The sequence below is a fragment of the Bradyrhizobium sp. USDA 3364 genome, assembly GCF_054056355.1.
In genome coordinates this window covers 4315353-4333464 of sequence record NZ_JBSRYG010000002.1, presented here as the reverse complement: position 1 = coordinate 4333464, position 18112 = coordinate 4315353, and the positions used below count along the sequence as shown (strand labels likewise).

Sequence of the window (18112 nt, the reverse complement as noted above, 5' to 3'; positions counted from 1 at the left end):
ACGCGCATCCCGCGCTCCTCACCATGAGGGGCAAGACGGCAAGCTACCGATCGAGCACCACGCGTGCCGTCGCCTCATCGGTGATCAGGCCGTTGATCACCCGGCCGACCAGCGCGGCCTTGATCGACGGCACCTTGGCGGCGCCGACGGCCGCGGCGATCGTGGTCGAGACCGCGGGGATCTGCGGCGGAATGCTCGTCAGCCGCTTGTTGGTGCCGCCCTTGATCAGACGGCCCTTGGCATCATAGGCCCACCCCGTGATCTCGCCGACCGCGCCGAGCCGCATCATCTCGAGCAGCTCCTCGCGGGTGACGAAGCCGTCGACATGGACCTGGGCCTTCTGGTCCATCTGGCCGATGCCGATCAGCCGAAGATCGGCCTTGGCGGCGACCGCCCTCACCCGGGCGATCGGATCGATGCGGACCATGCGGTTGCGCTCGTCCTCGCTCGACATCAGGAACGGCAGCGGCATCGGGTAATGGCGCGCGCCGGTGCGGTCGGCCAGCCGCCCCACCGTGTCGTAGAAGCTCGCCGAGCCGTCGGCGGAGATGTTGCCGACCAGCGAAACGATCTGGTGATCGGGCCGCTCGATCGGCGAGACCCGCTCGACCGCGGCGCGCACCGCGCGGCCGGTGCCGAGCGCGACGATGACCGGCGTCTCCGAGCGCAGCGTCATCTCCAGCAGATTGGCGCTGCGCTCCGCAATCCCGGCATTCGACAGCGGCGCCGCCGGATCAGTCGGCACCACGTCGCAATGCACCAGACCGAACCGCTCCTTGAGCCGCGAGGCCAGCTCCATGCAGGCCGCGATCGGGTGTTCGAGGCGAAACGTGATCAGCCGCTCCGCCAGGCACAGCGAGACCAGGCGCTGCGCCGAGGCGCGCGACACCTGCAGCATCTTTGCAATTTCGTCCTGGGTGTGGCCCGCGATGAAATAGAGCCAGCCGGCGCGCGCCGCATCGTCGAGGCGGGACTTTTCGTTGTCGGGCGCAGCCATCGTCCTGTGTCAGCCTTCCATCCAGAAATCCGTCATCGCGGCGAAGATTCGATCCGCCCCGGCCCGCCGCAGCAGAGCACTGCCATCCGCCAACCGATAGTGGGCGCCGCCGACAAATCCCCACACTTTCATGCCCGCCGCCTTCGCGGCCGTCACCCCGCTGACGCTGTCCTCGATCACGAGCGTGCGGCGCGGCTCGGCTGCCATCGCGCCTGCCGCATGCAGGAAAAGATCCGGCGCCGGCTTGCCGTGCCTGACCACCTGCGAGGAGTAGAGCCGCGGCCCGAAGAACGCAGCAAGGCCGGTCAGCTCCAGCGAGAACCTTACCCGATCGAGATCACTCGATGAGGCGACGCAATACGGCAGCCGCAATTCCGTGAGCACCGCCGCGATGCCGGCGATCGGCGTGAGCTGCGAACGAAACGTCTCACGCACCTGATGCGCCAATTCAGGCAGAAAGGTCGCGGGCAACGGCTTTCCCACGCCACGACAATAGTCGACCAGGGCCGTGGTGCTGCGCCCGAGAAAGAGCTCCAGCACCCGCTCGGTGCTCATCTCGATGCCGGCCCGCACCATCGCCTCGGCGAGACAGCGGCAGCTCAATTCCTCGCTGTCGACAAGCACGCCGTCGCAGTCGAAGATGACCAGATCTGTCTCGGGAAGCCGCGGATCCATCCCGACATGAGATCATATGCTCACGCCATGAGCAATAGATCACAATTTTCGCGCGGAATGCCGCGCCTCAAATGGTCGCGGTGCACCGCCGGGGATGCTGTGCGACAAGGCGAAATGCCGCATGACACACCTCTGATCGCGACCGTCGTCGCGGGTCTTGGATTAGCTTTCGTCTTCGGAACCATCGCCCAGCGCTTCCGGGTTCCGCCACTGGTCGGCTATCTGCTCGCGGGCGTCGCGGTCGGTCCGTTCACGCCCGGCTTCGTCGCCGACCAGGCGCTGGCCACCGAACTCGCGGAGCTCGGTATCATCCTCCTGATGTTCGGCGTCGGCCTGCATTTCTCGCTGAACGATCTGCTGTCGGTGCGCGCGATCGCGGTGCCCGGCGCGGTCGCCCAGATCCTGGTCGCGACATTGATGGGCCTCGGCCTCGCGCTCTTGATGGGCTGGACCGTCGGCGCGGGCCTGGTGTTCGGGCTGGCGCTGTCGGTCGCCAGTACCGTCGTGTTGCTGCGCGCGCTGCAGGAACGGCGGCTGATGGACACCGAGCGCGGCAAGATCGCGGTCGGCTGGCTGATCGTCGAAGACCTCGCCATGGTGCTCGCGCTGGTGCTGTTCCCGGCGGTGGCGAGTTTTCAGGGCGGTGACGGCGCAGCACTCGTCTCCGATCCGCTCGCCGCCCGCTTCGGCCTCGGGCTGACCGGCGTGCTGGTGCTGACGCTGATCAAGATCGCCCTGTTCATCGCGCTGATGCTGGTGGTCGGACGGCGGCTGATCCCGTGGGTGCTGCACTACATCGCGCACACCGGCTCGCGCGAGCTGTTCCGGCTCACCGTGCTCGCGATCGCGCTCTGCATCGCGTTCGGCGCGACCAAGCTGTTCGGGGTTTCGCTGGCGCTCGGCGCCTTCTTCGCTGGGATGATGCTGCGGGAATCGCCGCTCAGCCAGCGCGCCGCCCAGGAGACGCTGCCGCTGCGCGACGCCTTCGCGGTGCTGTTCTTCGTCTCGGTCGGCATGCTGTTCGATCCGCTCAGCGTGGTGCGCGAGCCCTGGCCGTTCGCAGCGACCTTGTTCGTCATCGTGGTCGGCAAGTCGCTCGCCGCGCTGCTGATCGTCGCGCTGTTCCGGCATCCGATGGCGACCGCTTTGATGATCTCCGCGAGCCTTGCCCAGATCGGCGAATTCTCCTTCATCCTCGCGGAGCTCGGTGTCGCGCTCAATCTGCTGCCCAAGGCCGGCCGCGACCTGATCCTGGCCGGCGCGATCTTCTCGATCATGCTCAACCCGCTGGTGTTCGCGGTGATCGACTGGCTGACGGCGCGGCTCGAGAAGCCGCAAGCATCGTCGCCAACCGTCGCGACCGCCGAGCCGATCCCGGTTACCGACTTGCAGGGTCACACCATCCTCGTCGGCTACGGCCGGGTCGGCAGCATTGTCGGCGACGCCTTGCATCAGCGCAACGCGCCATTCCTTGCGGTCGAGGCCTCCGACGACATGGTCGCGAAACTCAGGCAGCGCGGCATCGAAGCCCTGATGGGCAACGCCGCGCGCGCCAGCGTGCTGCGCGCGACCAATCCGGCCGGCGCGCGATCGCTGGTCATCGCCATTCCCGAAGCGTTCGAGGCCGGTCAGATCGTCGAGCAGGCGCGCGCGGCGAATGCCGAGATCCAGATCATCGCGCGGGCGCATTCGGACGCCGAGGTCGATCATCTGAAGGGACTCGGAGCCGACATCGTGATCATGGGCGAGCGCGAGATCGCCCGCGGCATGATCGAGGAGCTCGACCGGGGACACGCGGGTGTGGCCACGCCAGATGCGGCGACCGTAAGGGAAGATTCCGCAGCCTGAGCTGGCGGCGCACACCGTCCAGGGCTATGCCCGTGCCTTGCGCGGAATGAATGGAGATCGAGAGATGGCGTTCAAGAGCCCACACGTTTCGCTGGTGTCGTTCTCGATCGAGATCGGCGCCGAGGACACCACCAGCGTGATGCAGATCGAGACCGATTTGCATCTGAACCCGCGTCATCCAAGCTACGACACGGCCGCAGTGGAGCGGCTGGTGCGCGACGCGCAGGCCTATCTCGCCGGCAATGCCAGCCAGGTCACGCAAGTACGGCTGGTTTCCAATCGCAGCGGCCAGACCTGACGAGATCAACCACCGAGGAATGCAGGCGCCAGATCTTCCTGCACGATGATGTTGGCGGCTTCCGTCGTCAGCTCGCTGCCGACAAGGTCGAGATTCTTCGCGGCTTCGAACAGCATCGAGCGGACGTCATCCGGCGTCAGCACGCCCTTCGCGATCAGCTTGCGCACCAGCGCCTGCAAGATGAGAACGTCGATCTCGCCATGGGCGAGCGGCGTCGGCTTGTCCGTCATGATCGTCTCCCGGGCTGGGTTCGGTGGGGTGCGGCGGCTAGCGCGGCGGTGACGCGATGTCCTTGTGCAATTGCTCGAACGCGCGGCGCAAGCCGTGCAGCTGATCGATCAGATGCAGGATGACGTCGATCCCCTCGTCGTTGACGCCGAGGTCACCCTTCAGGTCGCGGATCAGATGCGCGCGCGCCACGTCGGTGTCGGAAAAATTGATCTCGCTCGCGGTCTCGTCCGGGACCAGCCATTGCTGCTCGATCCAGAACTCCAGGGTCTGCACCTCCAGACCCGCATCGATGAGAAACTGCTGCTTGTTCATGATGCACCATCCTCGCGCGGATTGAATGCCTTGCGATCCCAGCTCGACACGAACGCTTCAAGCGCGGGATCGGGTCCCTTGGGCAGGACCACCTTCAACTTGACGAACTCATCGCCATGACCGCCGCCGGCGCGCGGCGCGCCCTTGCCGCGCAACCGCATCGTCGTGCCGGTGTTGGCGCCCTTCGGCACCGTCATGGTCACGGCACCGGTCGGCGTCGGGACGTTGACCTTGCCGCCGAGCACCGCCTCGGACAACGAGATCGGCAATTCCAGCGAGATGTCGTCGCCCTCGCGGGTGAAGCGCGGATCGGGACGAACCTCGACCTCGATCAGCGCATCGCCGGGACCGCCCTTGCCACTGCCGGGCATGCCCTTGCCGCGCAGGCGGATGACCTGGCCATCGACGAGTCCCGGCGGGATCGTCACGTCAAGGGTGCCGCCGTCGGGCAATGTCAGCCGCTTGCTCGCACCGGTGATCGATTCCGCGAAGTCGATCGCAAGGCCGTAGTGCAGGTCGCGGCCGCGCCGGTTGGCACGTGCCTGCTCGCTGCGCCGGAGCAGCTCGGCGAATGCGTCGTCCTGGTCCATGTAGTCGGCATAGCCCGAACTGTCGGCATAGGGATGCCCCTCATCGGCGGTGGCGAAATCCCGGTAGTAGCGATGCTGCGGCCGCTCGGCGCCGCTGGCATCGATCTCGCCGGCGTCGAAGCGCTTGCGCTTGTCGGCATCGCTCAGCAGATCGTTCGCGGCAGCGACTTCCTTGAACTTGTCTTCGGCCGCCTTGTCACCCGGATTGAGATCCGGGTGCAGCTTCTTCGCCAGCTTGCGATAGGCCTTCTGGATATCGGCCGCAGACGCCGTCGGGGCAACGCCAAGGACCTCGTACGGATTTCTCACAACCTGCTCCGCAACACCGTGAGTGCACCTGCAATCATGAGGGCGCAAAAGCAGGCGATTTGCAAGTGCGCAGGCCCGCCGTCCGGCAACGGGCGACGCAGCATGCGTTCAGGTCACCGCCGCCTTACGAGGTATGTCCGGGATCCAGATAGTTCGGCATGTTCTTCTGCTGCTGCGGCGTCATCTTGGCGGTATCGGGCTTGCCCGGCACGCCCCGCGGACCGAGCAGAGCTCGCTGCATGTCGTCCTCGCTCAACCGCGGCTTTCGATCGTCAAGCTGTCCATCGCCGCCGTGACTCTGTGCCATCACCGACCTCCTCTGATGATTGCTTGCGCGCGGACGGAAGAATACCGCGCTCCGCCGGAACGAGCCAGCGGAGCGCGAACGTCGCGTCAGTGCTGCTCCTGCCGCTTCTCCTCGGCAGGGTGGCCTGCCGCAGGATGCGGCGCGGCATGAACATGCGGCGCGGCCGGATGCGGCGGCGCGGCCTGAACGTGCGGCTCCGGCCTTGCGGCCTGCTGCGGATGGGGCTCGGCCGGCTGCGGATGCGCGGCGGGCGGCTGCGGAGCATGCGCCTCGGGGTGCGGCACCGCCTCAGGCCGTGCTTCGGGCCTTGCTGCCGTCTCCGGTCGCGCGACCGGCTTCGCGGCGGGCTCTTCCCTGCGCACTTCCTCGGGCTTCTTCTCCTGCACGGCAGGCCGCGCCGCTTCCGTTGCCGGGTGCGGCTCGACCTTGGGCGCGGCGGCAGGCGCTGCGACCGCAGGCTTGTTCGCCTCGGCGGGTGGATGCGCCACTGCGCCCTTCTCCGGAACCGGAAGCGCATGGGACCCGGCAGCGGCCGGTGCGCCCGGGTGCGGCTCAACCTTGGCTTCGGGAGCAGCAGGAGTTGCGCGCTTCTCCTCGGCCGCGGGCTTGTTCTGCTGCGCGGCCGGAAGCTCCTTGCCCGGGACCGGGAGCGCGTGGGCGTTAGCCGGTGCGGTCGCCGGCGCCGCAGCTGTTCCCGGATGCCCCGGCTCCGCAGCCGCCGGCTTTGCAGCGGTGGCAGGCGCCGCCTCGCCGGCCGCCCGCGCGCGGACCACGCCCGGTCCCTTCAACTCGCCCGGACGCGCCGTTGCGGCGACGGCCGGCACGCCGTTGTTGGTGCGCTTGAACAGGCTCGGGTCCTGGCTTGCGGTCTCGACCTGCTTGCGTTGCAGCGGCGTCGCCGCGAAGTGCTGCTCCTTGGCGACCGCGCGCTCGGCAGGCGTGGGCCGCACGTCGATGCCGCCGTGGCCGCCATTGTAGCTGACGTTGTTGACGGTGGTCTGATTGACCGTGATGTTCTTCTCGTACACGTTGTTGATCTGCGCGCCCTGCAGATTGTTCACCGTGCGATTGTAGAAGAAGTTGCCGCGATCCCAGCGGCCGCCTTCATAGCCGGAGCCGCCGTAGCCGAAGCCGTAATTGATGCCGCCGTAGAAGCCGACGCGGTCACCCCAATAGCCCTGATGGTAAATGAAGCCGCCGCCAAACGCGCCCCAGTAACCGGGGGTCCACAGCAGCCCGACGCGCGGCGGCTGCACCCAGGTGCCCGGCACCCAGTAGTAATCGCCGCGATCCTCGTCCCATGACCAATTGCCCGGCGTCCACATGTAGCCAGGACCGGGAACCGGAGGCTGATCGTATGTCGGCAACGGCGGCGGCGCAGTCTCGACGGCAGAGACCGGCGAGCACGCCGCATCCTGCGCGATTGCTGGCACGGCAGTCACAAAGGACAGCGCCGCTGCAATCGCTGCACACGACACGGTCGATAGGAGACGAGTGGTCATTGGGAGCCTCTTCGATGAGCACGTTGAACGTGAGCGCCGGAACAAAAGTTCCGCGCATCGGCAATTCACCGACGCACTCATCGCTAGCGCTTTGACCTTACACCAGCCTGAAACGCACCGACGCAAAGCGGAAACGCACATACGCAGCCATTCATCGACAGTTCAGAGTGTGCCGTGACAGCGCTGCGCGATTCAGTGGAACAACGCACGACGCTCACAGCATCATCGATGCGCACGACACAGTGCGCGGTCAGCGTTTCCGGAAACGCGAATCCGACTCTGGCCTTCGCACGATTTCAGCGATCCGGACCCGCCGGGTTGCGCGCTGCGCAGAGAATTGCGATCGGCCCCATCGGCGTGATGCGTGGGCGGGGCTTGCCGGTGCTGCCGTAGCAGTACCTCCCGACGAGTGCCAACGGCGAACAACTCATTCGCAAAGCCTCGGATGCGATATGCCGACAGCCGCGCGTGGCGATTGACACTCCCAAGAAAGGACCACACGATGCCAATTGCGGCAGCATCGCGCCCGCGGTTTTCCGCCGGCACAATTGCGCTGGGCTGCCGCATGATGGATGTCATCGTTCCGCCATCTGTCGACCGGCGGCAATGCATGGCATGACGTGATCTCGACGAGCCTGTGTTGCCCTGAGGTGCCACGATGAACATTGAAAAATATACCGATCGCGTCCGCGGCTTCATTCAGTCGGCGCAATCGCTCGCGATGCGCGAGGGGCACCAGCAGTTCTCGACGCTCCACATCCTGAAGGTGCTGCTCGACGACAATGAAGGCCTCGCGGCCGGCCTGATCGACCGGGCCGGCGGCAACTCGCGCGCGATCCTGAAAGCGACCGAGGACGCGCTGGCGAAAGTGCCGAAGGTCAGCGGCGCGGGCTCCGGACAAATCTATCTGGCTCCCGAGACCGCGCGCGCCTTCGCCGCGGCGGAACAGGCCGCCGACAAGGCCGGCGACAGTTTTGTGTCGGTCGAACGTCTGCTGCAGGCCCTGGCGGCCGACAAGGACAGCGAGGCCGGCAAGCTGCTCGCCAAGGGCGGCGTCAATCCGCAGAACCTGAATGCGGCGATCAACGCGCTGCGCAAGGGCCGCACCGCCGACAGCGCATCGGCCGAGAATGCCTATGACGCGCTGAAGAAATACGCCCGCGACCTCACCCAGGCCGCGCGCGACGGCAAGCTCGACCCGGTGATCGGCCGCGACGAGGAGATCCGCCGCACCATCCAGGTTCTGTCGCGGCGAACCAAGAACAATCCGGTGTTGATCGGCGAGCCCGGCGTCGGCAAGACCGCGATCGTCGAAGGCCTGGCGCTGCGCATCGTCAATGGCGACGTGCCGGAAAGCCTGCACGACAAGGCGCTGCTCGCGCTCGATCTCGGTGCGCTGATCGCGGGCGCGAAATATCGCGGCGAGTTCGAAGAGCGGCTCAAGGCCGTGCTGCAGGAAGTCACCTCGGCCGAAGGCGGCATCATCCTGTTCATCGACGAGATGCACACCCTGATCGGCGCCGGCAAGAGCGACGGTGCGATGGATGCATCGAACCTGCTGAAGCCCGCGTTGGCCCGCGGCGAGCTGCATTGCATCGGCGCCACCACGCTCGACGAATACCGCAAGCATGTCGAGAAGGACCCGGCGCTGGCGCGGCGCTTCCAGCCGGTGTTCGTCTCGGAACCGACGGTCGAGGACACCATCTCGATCCTGCGCGGCCTGAAGGACAAATACGAGCAGCACCACGGCGTGCGCATCGCGGATTCGGCGCTGGTCGCCGCCGCCACGCTGTCGAACCGCTACATCACCGATCGTTTCCTGCCCGACAAGGCGATCGACCTGATGGACGAGGCGGCAGCGCGGCTGAAGATGCAGGTCGATTCCAAGCCGGAAGAACTCGACTCGCTCGATCGCGAGATCATCCGCCTGAAGATCGAGCAGGAGGCGCTGAAGAAGGAGACCGATCTCGGCTCCAGGAGCCGGCTGCAGACGCTCGAGAAGGATCTCGTCGATCTGGAGAAGAAGTCGGCGGACATGACGTCGAGATGGCGCTCGGAAAAGAGCAAGCTCTCCGATGCGCAGAAGATGAAGGGCGAGCTCGAGCAGCTGCGTACCGAGCTCGCCAATGCGCAGCGCAAGGGCGAATTCCAGAAGGCAGGCGAATTGGCCTATGGCCGCATTCCGGAGCTCGAGAAGAGGCTCGCGGCGGTCGAGGCCAGCGAGACCTCCTCCGCCAGCGAGACCGTGACCGCCGACAATATCGCGGCAGTGGTGTCGCGCTGGACCGGCGTCCCCGTCGACAAGATGCTGGAAGGCGAGAAGGACAAGCTGCTGCGCATGGAAGAGATGCTCGGCAAGCGCGTCGTCGGCCAGGCCGAGGCCGTGCGTGCGGTGTCGACCGCGGTGCGCCGCGCCCGCGCCGGCCTGCAGGATCCCCAACCGGCCGATCGGCTCGTTCATGTTCTTAGGCCCCACCGGCGTCGGCAAAACCGAACTCGCAAAGGCGCTCGCCGAATACCTGTTCGACGACGAGACCGCGATGATCCGACTCGACATGTCCGAATACATGGAGAAGCACTCGGTCTCGCGGCTGATCGGCGCGCCTCCCGGCTATGTCGGTTATGACGAGGGCGGCGCCCTGACCGAAGCGATCCGGCGGCGGCCCTACCAGGTGGTGCTGTTCGACGAGATCGAGAAGGCGCACCCCGACGTCTTCAATGTGCTGCTGCAGGTGCTCGACGACGGCCGTCTCACCGACGGCCAGGGCCGCACCGTCGACTTCCGCAACACGCTGATCATCATGACCTCGAACATCGGCGCCGAGTACCTCGTCAACCAACCGGAGGGCCAGAGCACAGGCGCGGTGCGCGAGCAGGTGATGAATATGGTGCGGGCGCATTTCCGCCCCGAGTTCCTCAACCGCATCGACGAGATCATCCTGTTCCACCGGCTGCAGAAGAGCGACATGGGCCGCATCGTCGAGATCCAGTTTGCGCGGCTGCGCAGGCTGCTCGAGGATCGCAAGATCGAGCTGGAGCTCGACCCGAAAGCGCGCGACTGGCTGGCGCAGAAGGGCTGGGATCCGGCCTACGGCGCCCGGCCGCTGAAGCGGGTGATCCAGCGCAGCGTGCAGGATCCGCTCGCGGAGATGATCCTTTCCGGCGACGTGCGCGATGGCTCGGAGGTCAAGCTCTCGGCCACCAAGGCCGGCCTCACCTTCAACGGCAGAAAGCCGGAGAACGCCGCGGCGGACGAATTCGAACCGGTGTGAGACAAGCCCGGGCTACCAACGACGCGCGCTGTCATCGCCGCGTCGTCTGGGCGCATCATATGCAAGCTGATCTTCAACCAGGGAGAGCGCCATGACGCAGAACATCAAGGACAACATGGAGGTCATCGGCGCCGATGGCGTGCATGTCGGCACCGTCGATCGCGTCGAAGGCAACCGCATCAAGCTCAAGAAGAGCGAGAGCGACGGCTTCCACAAGGGCCACCACCACTTTATCGAACTCGGCTTCGTCGCCGGCGTGGAAGGCACCAAGGTCCGGCTATCGGCCAACGCCGCGATCGCGGTGACCCTCGAGGAAGAGAAGTCCGGAAAGCCCGTCGATTGACGCAGCCGCCTCTGCAAGCGGGTGGGCCATCCGAGCCCTTGTAATGGTTCTGGTTGCGTGCTCCTCTGCCTTTGTCTGGACGTCAATCTGGCGTCCGGCCCTGCCTTTTCGTCGCCAGAATCGCCGTTGGTCAAGGAGACATGCGTGCCATCAGCCGTTCCGCAACCGGTCGCTGCGAAGCTGACGCGCGCGGCCATCTTTCTTGCGGTCACGATCAAGCCCGATCCGGAATATGATGCGGTGGTGCGGTCGCTCTGCGCCGACCTGGCTGCGCTGGTGCGCGCCGTCGGCTTCCGCGATCTCGAGGGCCGGCTGTCCTGCGTGATGGGCATCGGCTCGGATGCCTGGGACCGGCTGTTCGGCGCGCCGAAGCCGCAAGGCCTGCATCCGTTCCGCGAGATCAACGGCGTCCACCACGCCGTCGCGACCCCGGGCGACCTCTTGTTTCACATCCGCGCCGTGCCGATGGACCTGTGCTTCGAGCTCGCGACCCAGATCATGTCGCGGCTCGGCGATGCCGTTGCCACTTCGGACGAGGTGCACGGCTTCAAATATTTCGACGAGCGCGACCTGCTCGGCTTCGTCGACGGCACGGAGAATCCGGAAGACCAGGCGGCAACCGATGCCACCATCATCGGCGACGAGGACGCGGCCTTCGCCGGCGGCAGCTATGTGATCGTGCAAAAATACCTGCACGACATGAAGAAGTGGAATGAGCTGCCGGTCGAGATGCAGGAGAAGATCATCGGCCGCACCAAGCTGTCCGACATCGAGCTCGATGACTCCGTGAAGCCGAGCTATGCGCACAACGCGCTGACCACCATCGTCGAGAACGGCGAGGAGCTCGATATCGTCCGCGACAACATGCCGTTCGGCAATATCAGCAAGGGCGAGTTCGGTACCTATTTCATCGGCTATGCCAAATCCCCGCACCGGATCGAGCGGATGCTGGAGAACATGTTCGTCGGCAAGCCGCCCGGCAATTACGACCGCCTGCTCGACTTCAGCCGTGCCGTGACCGGCACGCTGTTCTTCATCCCGTCGGCCAATTTCCTGGAGGATGCCGCGAATGCGGCGCCTCCCTCCGCCGAACCGTCGCTGGATGACGCCAAGGATGACGCCGAGGCTGACGACAAACCCGCGCCAAGACAGCCGCCGTCCGACGGCTCGCTCGGCATCGGCTCACTGAAAGGAGACGCTGGACATGAATAATCTTCATCGGGGATTAGCCCCCATCTCGGACGCGGCCTGGGCCCAGATCGAAGAGGAAGCCTCGCGCACGTTGAAGCGCCATCTGGCGGCGCGCCGTGTCGTCGATGTCGATGGCCCGAAGGGAACCGATTTCTCCGCCGTCGGCACCGGCCATCTGAAGAAGATTGCGACGCCCGGTGACGGCGTCGAGGCGATGCAACGCGACGTCCGGGCGCTGGTCGAGCTGCGCATCCCGTTCGAGCTCTCGCGCCAGGCGATCGACGATGTCGAGCGCGGCTCCAATGATTCGGACTGGGATCCGCTGAAGGACGCCGCGCGCAAGATCGCGTTCGCCGAGGATCGCGCGGTGTTCAATGGCTACGCGGCCGCCGGCATTCAGGGCATCCGCCAGGGCACCAGCAACCCGGTGCTGACGCTGCCGTCGAGCGTCAAGAATTACCCTGGCGTGGTCGCGCAGGCGGTCAGCCAGTTGCGCCTCGCCGGCGTCAACGGCCCCTACACGCTGCTGCTCGGCACCGAGCCCTATACCGCGATCGGCGGCGCGACCGACGACGGCTATCCGGTGCTGCAGCACATCCAGCGCCTGGTCGACGACAGGATCATCTGGGCGCCCGCGATCGAGGGCGGCATCCTGCTGACCACCCGCGGCGGCGACTTCCAGCTCTCGATCGGCCAGGATCTTTCGATCGGCTATCTCAGCCACTCCGCGACCTCGGTCCAGCTGTATTTCCAGGAGACGATTACCTTCCTGATGCTGACCAGCGAGGCGTCAGTGGTACTTGCGCCGGAGGCGAAGAAGCCTGCTTAGCCCCATCGGCGTTGACTCGAGAAGTCTCCGGCCGTTGCCGAGGCTTCCACCAAACGTGAAACGGAGAGGAGGCGCGCATGCAGGAATATGATCTCTACCTCAACGCCAAGAAGGCGGCGGTCGGTCTCTATGTCCGCAAGGGCGCCGGCCTCCCCGATCTGGCCGATGCCAAGGACTGGGTGTTCGACGGCACCTCGACGCCGGCCAACCTGCCGCCGCAGCTCGTGAAGGAGATCGAGGCCAACGGCCACGCCTTCCGCGACATGGACTGAGCGCGGCGGCCGGCTAAAGCGCGATGAGATCGGGTTGAAGCGTCATCGCGTTTTGGCTTGCTATTTGGGCATGTTCTCCGCGCAAACGCTTCGCGTTTGTCGCGAGGGAAAACCGCTTCGCACTTTTCTGGATCATGCTCTATTTCTCGCCGACCTTCACCGGTGCGGTCTCGGGCAGCAGGCTCATCGCCACGATGCCGACCACGGCCGCGAGCAAGAGATACCAGGACGGCGCCAGCGGATCGCCCGACACGTGCAGCAGCCACGTGACCACGAGTTGCGCGGTGCCGCCGAACGTCGCGATCGCGACCGCGTAGATCGTGGCGAATACGCCGCCGCGAATGTTCTGCGGCAGCGCTTCCGTGAAGGCGGCATAGAACGCCGTGAACGGCAGCGAGCCGATGAATGACAGGACGCCGAAACCGAACAGCAGCGACCACGCGCCGGGATCCCGGACGATCCACAGGAAGGCCGGATAGGTCAGCACCAGCACGACCAGCTGCGGCCAGATCATGATCGGCTTGCGCCCGAGCCGGTCGGCAAGCCAGCCGCCGAGCACCGCGCCGATGATCTGCAACCCGTTGCTCACCAGCGATACGGTGAACGCCAGCGACGGCAACACGTGCAGCGTGTTCTTGGCGTAGGTCGTCATGTATTGCGTCACGTAGGTCGAGATCGTGCCGCTGGCCAGGATCATCAGCGCCAGCACGATCACGCGGAGGTGCCGCCGCGCCAGCGCGACGTGGTTCGAGCTCTCGACGGCGGCGGCAGCGCGCTCGCCGTGGGGCACCGTTTCCGGCAGCGTGCGACGCATCCAGATGCCGAACGGCAGGCAGACTGCCCCGAGCAGGAACGCGACGCGCCAGCCATAGGCCTGGAGCATGTCGGGCGCCATCGTGCTGCTCAGGATGACGCCGACAAGCGCGCCGACCGTCGCCGCGATCTCCTGGCTGGCGGGCTGCCATGCCACCACCAGGCCGCGGTTCCTCGGCGCTGCGATCTCGATGAGATAGGCCGTGGTCGGCCCGACCTCGCCGCCGAGCGCAAAGCCCTGAACCATGCGCGCCAGGATCACGATGATCGGCGCCACGATGCCGATCGCGGCATAGGACGGCGTCAGCGCGATGGTCAGGATCGCGCCGCCCATCAGCGCGAAACTCAGCAACATCGCCGGCCGCCGGCCGACGCGGTCGGAGAAGATGCCGAGCACGATGCCGCCGATCGGCCGCGTCAGGAACCCGGCGCCGAAGGTCGCAAGCGACAGCATGAGGCTGCCGTATTCGCTCTGCGCGGGGAAGAAGGTGTGGCCGATCTCGGTCGCAAAGAAGCTGTAGGTGATGAAGTCGTAGAACTCCAGCATGTTGCCGATGGTCGCGGCAAAGGCTGCGCGCTTGACATCGAATTCCCTGCTCGCAATCTCGGACAACGCCCTCGGTTCCTTGTCTGCTTGTGCGAGGGGAGTATTATTCCTCCGATCATGTTAAGCAAGGCGTGGCGCGCGCAGCGCGATCTGCATGTGACGCAAGCGAAGAAGGACAGATCCGATGCCGGCTGAAAAGCTCTTCATCAACGCGAGGCTCGGTGACGGCACGAGCCGCGATATGCTGGTTCGTGGCGGCCGCATCGTTGCGATCGAAGCGAGCGGCGCGCGTCCGGCCGGAGCCGAGATCGTGGATCTCGGCAACGCGCTTGTCGTGCCCGGCTTCGTCGAGGGCCACATCCATCTCGACACCAGCTTCTATGGCGACAGCTGGCGGCCGCACCGGCCCTGCACCAACGGATTCGACGTCCATGAGCGGGTTGCGTTTCAGGCCGAGAACCTCGCGGCCGCAGCTCCGATGGACGTGCGGGCGCGGAACCAGCTCGACCTCTGCATCGGGCATGGCACGACGCAGATGCGCAGCCACGTCATGGTGGACGGCTCGGTGGGCCTGAAGTCGCTCGAGACCATCCTGAGGGTGCGCGACGAATACAGGCACCTGATCGACATCCAGCTCGTGGCGTTTCCGCAGAGCGGTATCCTCAAAAGCCCCGGCACGCCGCAATTGCTCGATGAGGCCATCAAGCTCGGCGCCAATGCCGTCGGCGGGCTCGATCCCGCCAGCTTCGATCGCGACGTCGAGGGGCATCTCGCCGTCGTGTTCGGCGTCGCGCAGAGGCACGGCGTCGATGTCGACATCCATCTCCATGATGGCGGCATGCTCGGTGCCTTCGAGGTCGAGCAGATCGCGGCGCGGACGCGCGCGCTCGGTATGGAGGGCCGCGTCGCCGTCAGCCATGCCTACGGGCTCGGCGACATTCCCGCCGATGCGCTGAAGAAGACCGCCGACGTCCTGGCGCGCTCGGGTGTGGCGATCATGACGAATGCGCCGGGTAGCCGGCCGTTCCCGCCCGTCGCAACGCTCAGGAACGCCGGCGTCACGGTGTTCAGCGGCAACGACAACATCCGCGACTCCTGGTGGCCCTATGGCGATGGCGACATGCTGGGCCGCGCGATGATGATCGGATACCGCTCGGGCTTCTACACCGATGACGAACTCGCGATCGCGTTCGACATGGTCACCGCGGCCGGTGCCAAGGCGCTCAGGCTGCAAGACTATGGCCTGCATGTGGGCGCGAAGGCCGACTTCGTGACCTTGAACGCCGTGCATATCCAGGAGGCCGTGGTCGCGCGGCCTGCCGGGCGGTCCGTCTACAAGAACGGCATCCTCGTCGCGCGCGACAATCGCGTTGTCAGGTAATCCAGCGGGGCTCAGCGACGCGGTGGAATGATCGCGCGAAGGATGTCCGCCTTCCAGCGTTGCCGGGCGCCGTCGAACGCCGCGAAATCGTGATCAAATTGCCAATAGGCCCACGCCCAGCCGTTTCGCTCCGCGCCTCTCGCCATGAACGACAGATACTTCGCCCGGCTCTCCGCCGGCGCGCGCTCGTAGACGCCGAACTCGCCAAGATAGATTGGGCGCTGCTCCTTCTCCGACCAGGACCGGACCTTGTCGAAATCGGCGGCGGCCTTCGCCTGGTCTTCCGCTGAGCCCCAGCTCAACGGGCCGATCTTCGAGAAGATCGCCGACCACGGCGCGCCTTGATGGGTGAATTGCAGCGGCAGGTAATAGTGGAATGTGACGATGAGGTTCCTGTCGCCGGCGGGCAGCGCCAGCCGGTCGATCGGCAGCTCCTCGGTGTTCAGGACGGCGACCACGACATTGCGCTGCGGGTTGGTCTCCCTGATGATCGCAAGGCAATCCGCGAGCAGCGCATTCCACTCGGCCGAGGTCATGTGCCCGCCCGGCTCGTTCAGTATCTCGAACAGCAGCGCCGGGTATCGTCCCGCATAGCGCGACGCGACCTGGCGCCAGAATGCCTTGAGCTTCACACCGCACACCGCAACGTCGCGCTGGCAGAGAGCGGTGTCGTGCTCATCGAGGATCGGAACGAGCCTGTTCGCTAGCACCTGCTCGATCACGGCGTCGAGGCGCCGCAGCACGGCATCATCCAGGATGTTGCCGGAATCCATGTGCCTGAAGCCGAAGAAGTTGATCCGGACATGCGAAAAGCCCGCCTTGCGGATCGCGGCGAGGTTTTCCAGGCGGAAGGGTGCGTTCTGGTAGCCTTCCCAGATGCCGTCATAGCCAAGAATATTGATGCCGCGCCCCAGCGCCGCGACGTCTGGAGACGCGCCCTGCCCGGCTGCACTCACCGGCGAGATCAGAACGGCAGCAAGCAGCGCCGCCGGCAGGACGCTGAAGGCTCTCCGCAGAAGCAATCGAAACGCCGTCATGGCTGCTCCAACCCGCGCAATCGGACACGCGACGCCGGCACCGGCCGGCAGATGGCGAAGAAGAACGCGATCAGCAGCACCGACGTGAACATCGTCGAGCGAAGGAACACCGTCTCGGTGAAGTTGGTCTGGCAGTTGAGGAACACAAACCCGATGATCAGCGCGCAGTGCAGGCGGTCGATTGCGCGCGCGGCGATCAGGCAGAGCATCTTGTAGGAAAACAGGAACACGCTTGCCGTGAACAGGAAATAGCCCAGGAATCCGGTCTCGACCAGAACGGCGATGTAGCCGTTATGGTAATTGTCGAGCACCCAGCCGTGGTTCTGGTTGAAATAGTCGTAGATCTCCGGATTGGTCCAGAACCCGTTGATGCCGAATCCAAGCAATGGCGCGTCATCGAAATGGCTGATGGCGTACTGCCAGATGAAGGTTCGCTCGGTGAAATCGATCGTCGTGTCGAAGACGTGAATCGAGTCGTATCCGGTCGTGTAGAAATACAGGACCAATAGTGCTGCCGCGACGCACATCACGCATGGCAGGACGGCGTAGACCTGCATGCATCTGACCGACCACAGGGACGTCAGCAGCAGCGCGCAGGCCACCAGCGACAGGGCACCGGCGCCGCGCGACTCCGAGAGCATGACGCAGGCCGAGGCCAGCACGAACGTCACGAGGAACGGCAGCCATCCCTGTCCGGTGATCTTCCGATAGCAAGCGAAGAACATCAGATAGGCGCTGGCGAAGCCGAGGGTTTGCTTCGATTCGAAGACGCCCTGCCACTGTCCCTTGTGCATCCAGGTCTGATCGATCCCAATGTCAGGGAGGGCGACCGCGCAGAACGCCGAGCCTGCAATCAGTACGAAGAGACCGCGGGTCGTCGCCTTCACGATGTCGTCGATGTCGAGGCGGGTGATCATGCAGAACGCGCCAAGTGTCGTGATCGCAAGTGCCGCCGCCTTCATGAGCGAAGCAGGGCTCAGACTGGTCCAGAACACGGAAACCGTCGCGAATGCATAAAATGCGACGATCACCAAAGTGTCGAGATTGAAGGCCAGCCGCAGGCACGGTCGGATGAACAGGCTCGCGTAGATCGGCACAGCCCACATCAGGAGCGCGACGGCCTGCTGCACCAGGGTCAGCTCGGTCGGCAGCAGCGCGGCGTGAAAGGTCCCCATCGACATGATCACATTGATGGTGATCGACCAGCCGACGACGGTCCGCGCGAAGCTGCCTGCCTCTACGCTGGGCGTTTGCCAGATCGGATCGTCGAAGGCACGGCCATCCATATTGTACTCCGCTCATCAGATGAGCTTGCACTCCGGTGGATCGGGCCGGAGTGCGTATTGCACTCGGTGCGC

Annotated in this window: 17 protein-coding genes and 1 pseudogene; 8 read left to right on the top strand and 10 right to left on the bottom strand. The window is 65.5% G+C overall.

Annotated features, from left to right (window positions below):
• Positions 1–43: 43 nt before the first annotated feature.
• Both ACVILL_RS20465 and ACVILL_RS20460 read right to left on the bottom strand, forming a co-directional pair.
• Positions 44–997, bottom strand: a complete 954-nt coding sequence (locus ACVILL_RS20465; protein ID WP_456730703.1) for a sugar-binding transcriptional regulator — start codon at positions 995–997, stop codon at positions 44–46.
• Between the two features lie 9 nt (positions 998–1006).
• Positions 1007–1672, bottom strand: coding sequence for an HAD family hydrolase (locus ACVILL_RS20460; protein WP_456730702.1), 666 nt, complete (start codon positions 1670–1672; stop codon positions 1007–1009).
• Between the two features lie 114 nt (positions 1673–1786).
• On the opposite strand from ACVILL_RS20460, the gene ybaL reads away from it, so the two are divergent.
• Entirely contained in the window at positions 1787–3520 is a 1734-nt protein-coding gene (gene ybaL / locus ACVILL_RS20455) for a YbaL family putative K(+) efflux transporter (RefSeq protein ID WP_456730701.1), read from the top strand.
• 64 nt (positions 3521–3584) lie between these two features.
• Positions 3585–3818 (top strand): hypothetical protein, encoded by a 234-nt coding sequence (locus tag ACVILL_RS20450; RefSeq protein ID WP_456730700.1) that lies wholly within the window; start codon positions 3585–3587, stop codon positions 3816–3818.
• A 5-nt stretch (positions 3819–3823) separates the two neighbouring features.
• Here the strand turns inward: ACVILL_RS20450 and ACVILL_RS20445 are convergent, their stop codons facing one another.
• The 5 genes from ACVILL_RS20445 to ACVILL_RS20425 all read right to left on the bottom strand — a co-directional run bounded on the left by ACVILL_RS20445 (position 3824) and on the right by ACVILL_RS20425 (position 7069).
• Entirely contained in the window at positions 3824–4048 is a 225-nt protein-coding gene (locus ACVILL_RS20445; RefSeq protein WP_016843345.1) for a hypothetical protein, read from the bottom strand.
• 37 nt (positions 4049–4085) lie between these two features.
• Positions 4086–4361, bottom strand: coding sequence for a chaperone modulator CbpM (locus ACVILL_RS20440; RefSeq protein ID WP_456730699.1), 276 nt, complete (start codon positions 4359–4361; stop codon positions 4086–4088).
• Positions 4358–5260: a DnaJ C-terminal domain-containing protein gene (locus tag ACVILL_RS20435; protein ID WP_456730698.1), complete on the bottom strand. Its 903-nt coding sequence runs from the start codon at positions 5258–5260 to the stop codon at positions 4358–4360. Before ACVILL_RS20435 ends, ACVILL_RS20440 begins: the two co-directional genes overlap by 4 nt.
• A gap of 124 nt (positions 5261–5384) precedes the next feature.
• Positions 5385–5567 carry a hypothetical protein gene (locus tag ACVILL_RS20430; protein WP_456730697.1) on the bottom strand — a complete coding sequence of 61 codons (183 nt, stop codon included), beginning with the start codon at positions 5565–5567 and terminating at the stop codon, positions 5385–5387.
• 86 nt (positions 5568–5653) lie between these two features.
• Positions 5654–7069: a hypothetical protein gene (locus tag ACVILL_RS20425; RefSeq protein ID WP_456730696.1), complete on the bottom strand. Its 1416-nt coding sequence runs from the start codon at positions 7067–7069 to the stop codon at positions 5654–5656.
• Positions 7070–7727: 658 nt separating this feature from the next.
• Between ACVILL_RS20425 and clpB the strand changes: the two are divergent.
• The 5 genes and pseudogenes from clpB (at position 7728) to ACVILL_RS20400 (ending at position 12976) form a co-directional block, all read left to right on the top strand.
• Positions 7728–10341 (top strand): annotated as a pseudogene (gene clpB / locus ACVILL_RS20420) (ATP-dependent chaperone ClpB).
• Between the two features lie 91 nt (positions 10342–10432).
• Positions 10433–10684, top strand: coding sequence for a DUF2171 domain-containing protein (locus ACVILL_RS20415; RefSeq protein WP_456730695.1), 252 nt, complete (start codon positions 10433–10435; stop codon positions 10682–10684).
• A 144-nt stretch (positions 10685–10828) separates the two neighbouring features.
• A complete protein-coding gene (locus ACVILL_RS20410; protein ID WP_456730694.1) occupies positions 10829–11896 on the top strand; it encodes a Dyp-type peroxidase in 1068 nt (355 codons plus the stop codon).
• On the top strand, positions 11889–12704 hold the full coding sequence (locus tag ACVILL_RS20405; protein WP_456730693.1) for a family 1 encapsulin nanocompartment shell protein: 816 nt from the start codon (positions 11889–11891) through the stop codon (positions 12702–12704). Before ACVILL_RS20410 ends, ACVILL_RS20405 begins: the two co-directional genes overlap by 8 nt.
• A 77-nt stretch (positions 12705–12781) precedes the next feature.
• Positions 12782–12976, top strand: coding sequence for a hypothetical protein (locus ACVILL_RS20400; protein ID WP_456730692.1), 195 nt, complete (start codon positions 12782–12784; stop codon positions 12974–12976).
• 139 nt (positions 12977–13115) lie between these two features.
• On the opposite strand, the gene ACVILL_RS20395 is transcribed toward ACVILL_RS20400, so the two are convergent.
• The gene (locus ACVILL_RS20395) at positions 13116–14402 is read right to left on the bottom strand and encodes an MFS transporter (protein WP_456730691.1); all 1287 of its coding nucleotides are present in this window, start codon (positions 14400–14402) and stop codon (positions 13116–13118) included.
• 118 nt (positions 14403–14520) lie between these two features.
• Between ACVILL_RS20395 and ACVILL_RS20390 the strand changes: the two genes are divergently transcribed.
• Positions 14521–15717 carry an amidohydrolase family protein gene (locus ACVILL_RS20390; protein WP_456730690.1) on the top strand — a complete coding sequence of 399 codons (1197 nt, stop codon included), beginning with the start codon at positions 14521–14523 and terminating at the stop codon, positions 15715–15717.
• Positions 15718–15728: 11 nt separating this feature from the next.
• Here the strand turns inward: ACVILL_RS20390 and ACVILL_RS20385 are convergent, their stop codons facing one another.
• Entirely contained in the window at positions 15729–16754 is a 1026-nt protein-coding gene (locus ACVILL_RS20385; protein ID WP_456730689.1) for a glycoside hydrolase family 5 protein, read from the bottom strand.
• On the bottom strand, positions 16751–18040 hold the full coding sequence (locus ACVILL_RS20380; RefSeq protein ID WP_456730688.1) for an O-antigen ligase family protein: 1290 nt from the start codon (positions 18038–18040) through the stop codon (positions 16751–16753). The genes ACVILL_RS20385 and ACVILL_RS20380 overlap by 4 nt, the downstream gene beginning before the upstream one ends.
• Positions 18041–18112: the final 72 nt, after the last annotated feature.

Coding starts and splice junctions, on each gene's coding strand:
- ACVILL_RS20440 (WP_456730699.1), bottom strand. CDS start 4,361: ATGAACAAGCAGCAGTTTCTCATCGATGCGGGTCTGGAGGTGCAGACC.
- ACVILL_RS20415 (WP_456730695.1), top strand. CDS start 10,433: ATGACGCAGAACATCAAGGACAACATGGAGGTCATCGGCGCCGATGGC.
- ACVILL_RS20460 (WP_456730702.1), bottom strand. CDS start 1,672: ATGGATCCGCGGCTTCCCGAGACAGATCTGGTCATCTTCGACTGCGAC.
- ACVILL_RS20430 (WP_456730697.1), bottom strand. CDS start 5,567: ATGGCACAGAGTCACGGCGGCGATGGACAGCTTGACGATCGAAAGCCG.
- ybaL (WP_456730701.1), top strand. CDS start 1,787: ATGCCGCATGACACACCTCTGATCGCGACCGTCGTCGCGGGTCTTGGA.
- ACVILL_RS20390 (WP_456730690.1), top strand. CDS start 14,521: ATGCCGGCTGAAAAGCTCTTCATCAACGCGAGGCTCGGTGACGGCACG.
- ACVILL_RS20405 (WP_456730693.1), top strand. CDS start 11,889: ATGAATAATCTTCATCGGGGATTAGCCCCCATCTCGGACGCGGCCTGG.
- ACVILL_RS20385 (WP_456730689.1), bottom strand. CDS start 16,754: ATGACGGCGTTTCGATTGCTTCTGCGGAGAGCCTTCAGCGTCCTGCCG.
- ACVILL_RS20425 (WP_456730696.1), bottom strand. CDS start 7,069: ATGACCACTCGTCTCCTATCGACCGTGTCGTGTGCAGCGATTGCAGCG.
- ACVILL_RS20445 (WP_016843345.1), bottom strand. CDS start 4,048: ATGACGGACAAGCCGACGCCGCTCGCCCATGGCGAGATCGACGTTCTC.
- ACVILL_RS20450 (WP_456730700.1), top strand. CDS start 3,585: ATGGCGTTCAAGAGCCCACACGTTTCGCTGGTGTCGTTCTCGATCGAG.
- ACVILL_RS20380 (WP_456730688.1), bottom strand. CDS start 18,040: ATGGATGGCCGTGCCTTCGACGATCCGATCTGGCAAACGCCCAGCGTA.
- ACVILL_RS20400 (WP_456730692.1), top strand. CDS start 12,782: ATGCAGGAATATGATCTCTACCTCAACGCCAAGAAGGCGGCGGTCGGT.
- ACVILL_RS20465 (WP_456730703.1), bottom strand. CDS start 997: ATGGCTGCGCCCGACAACGAAAAGTCCCGCCTCGACGATGCGGCGCGC.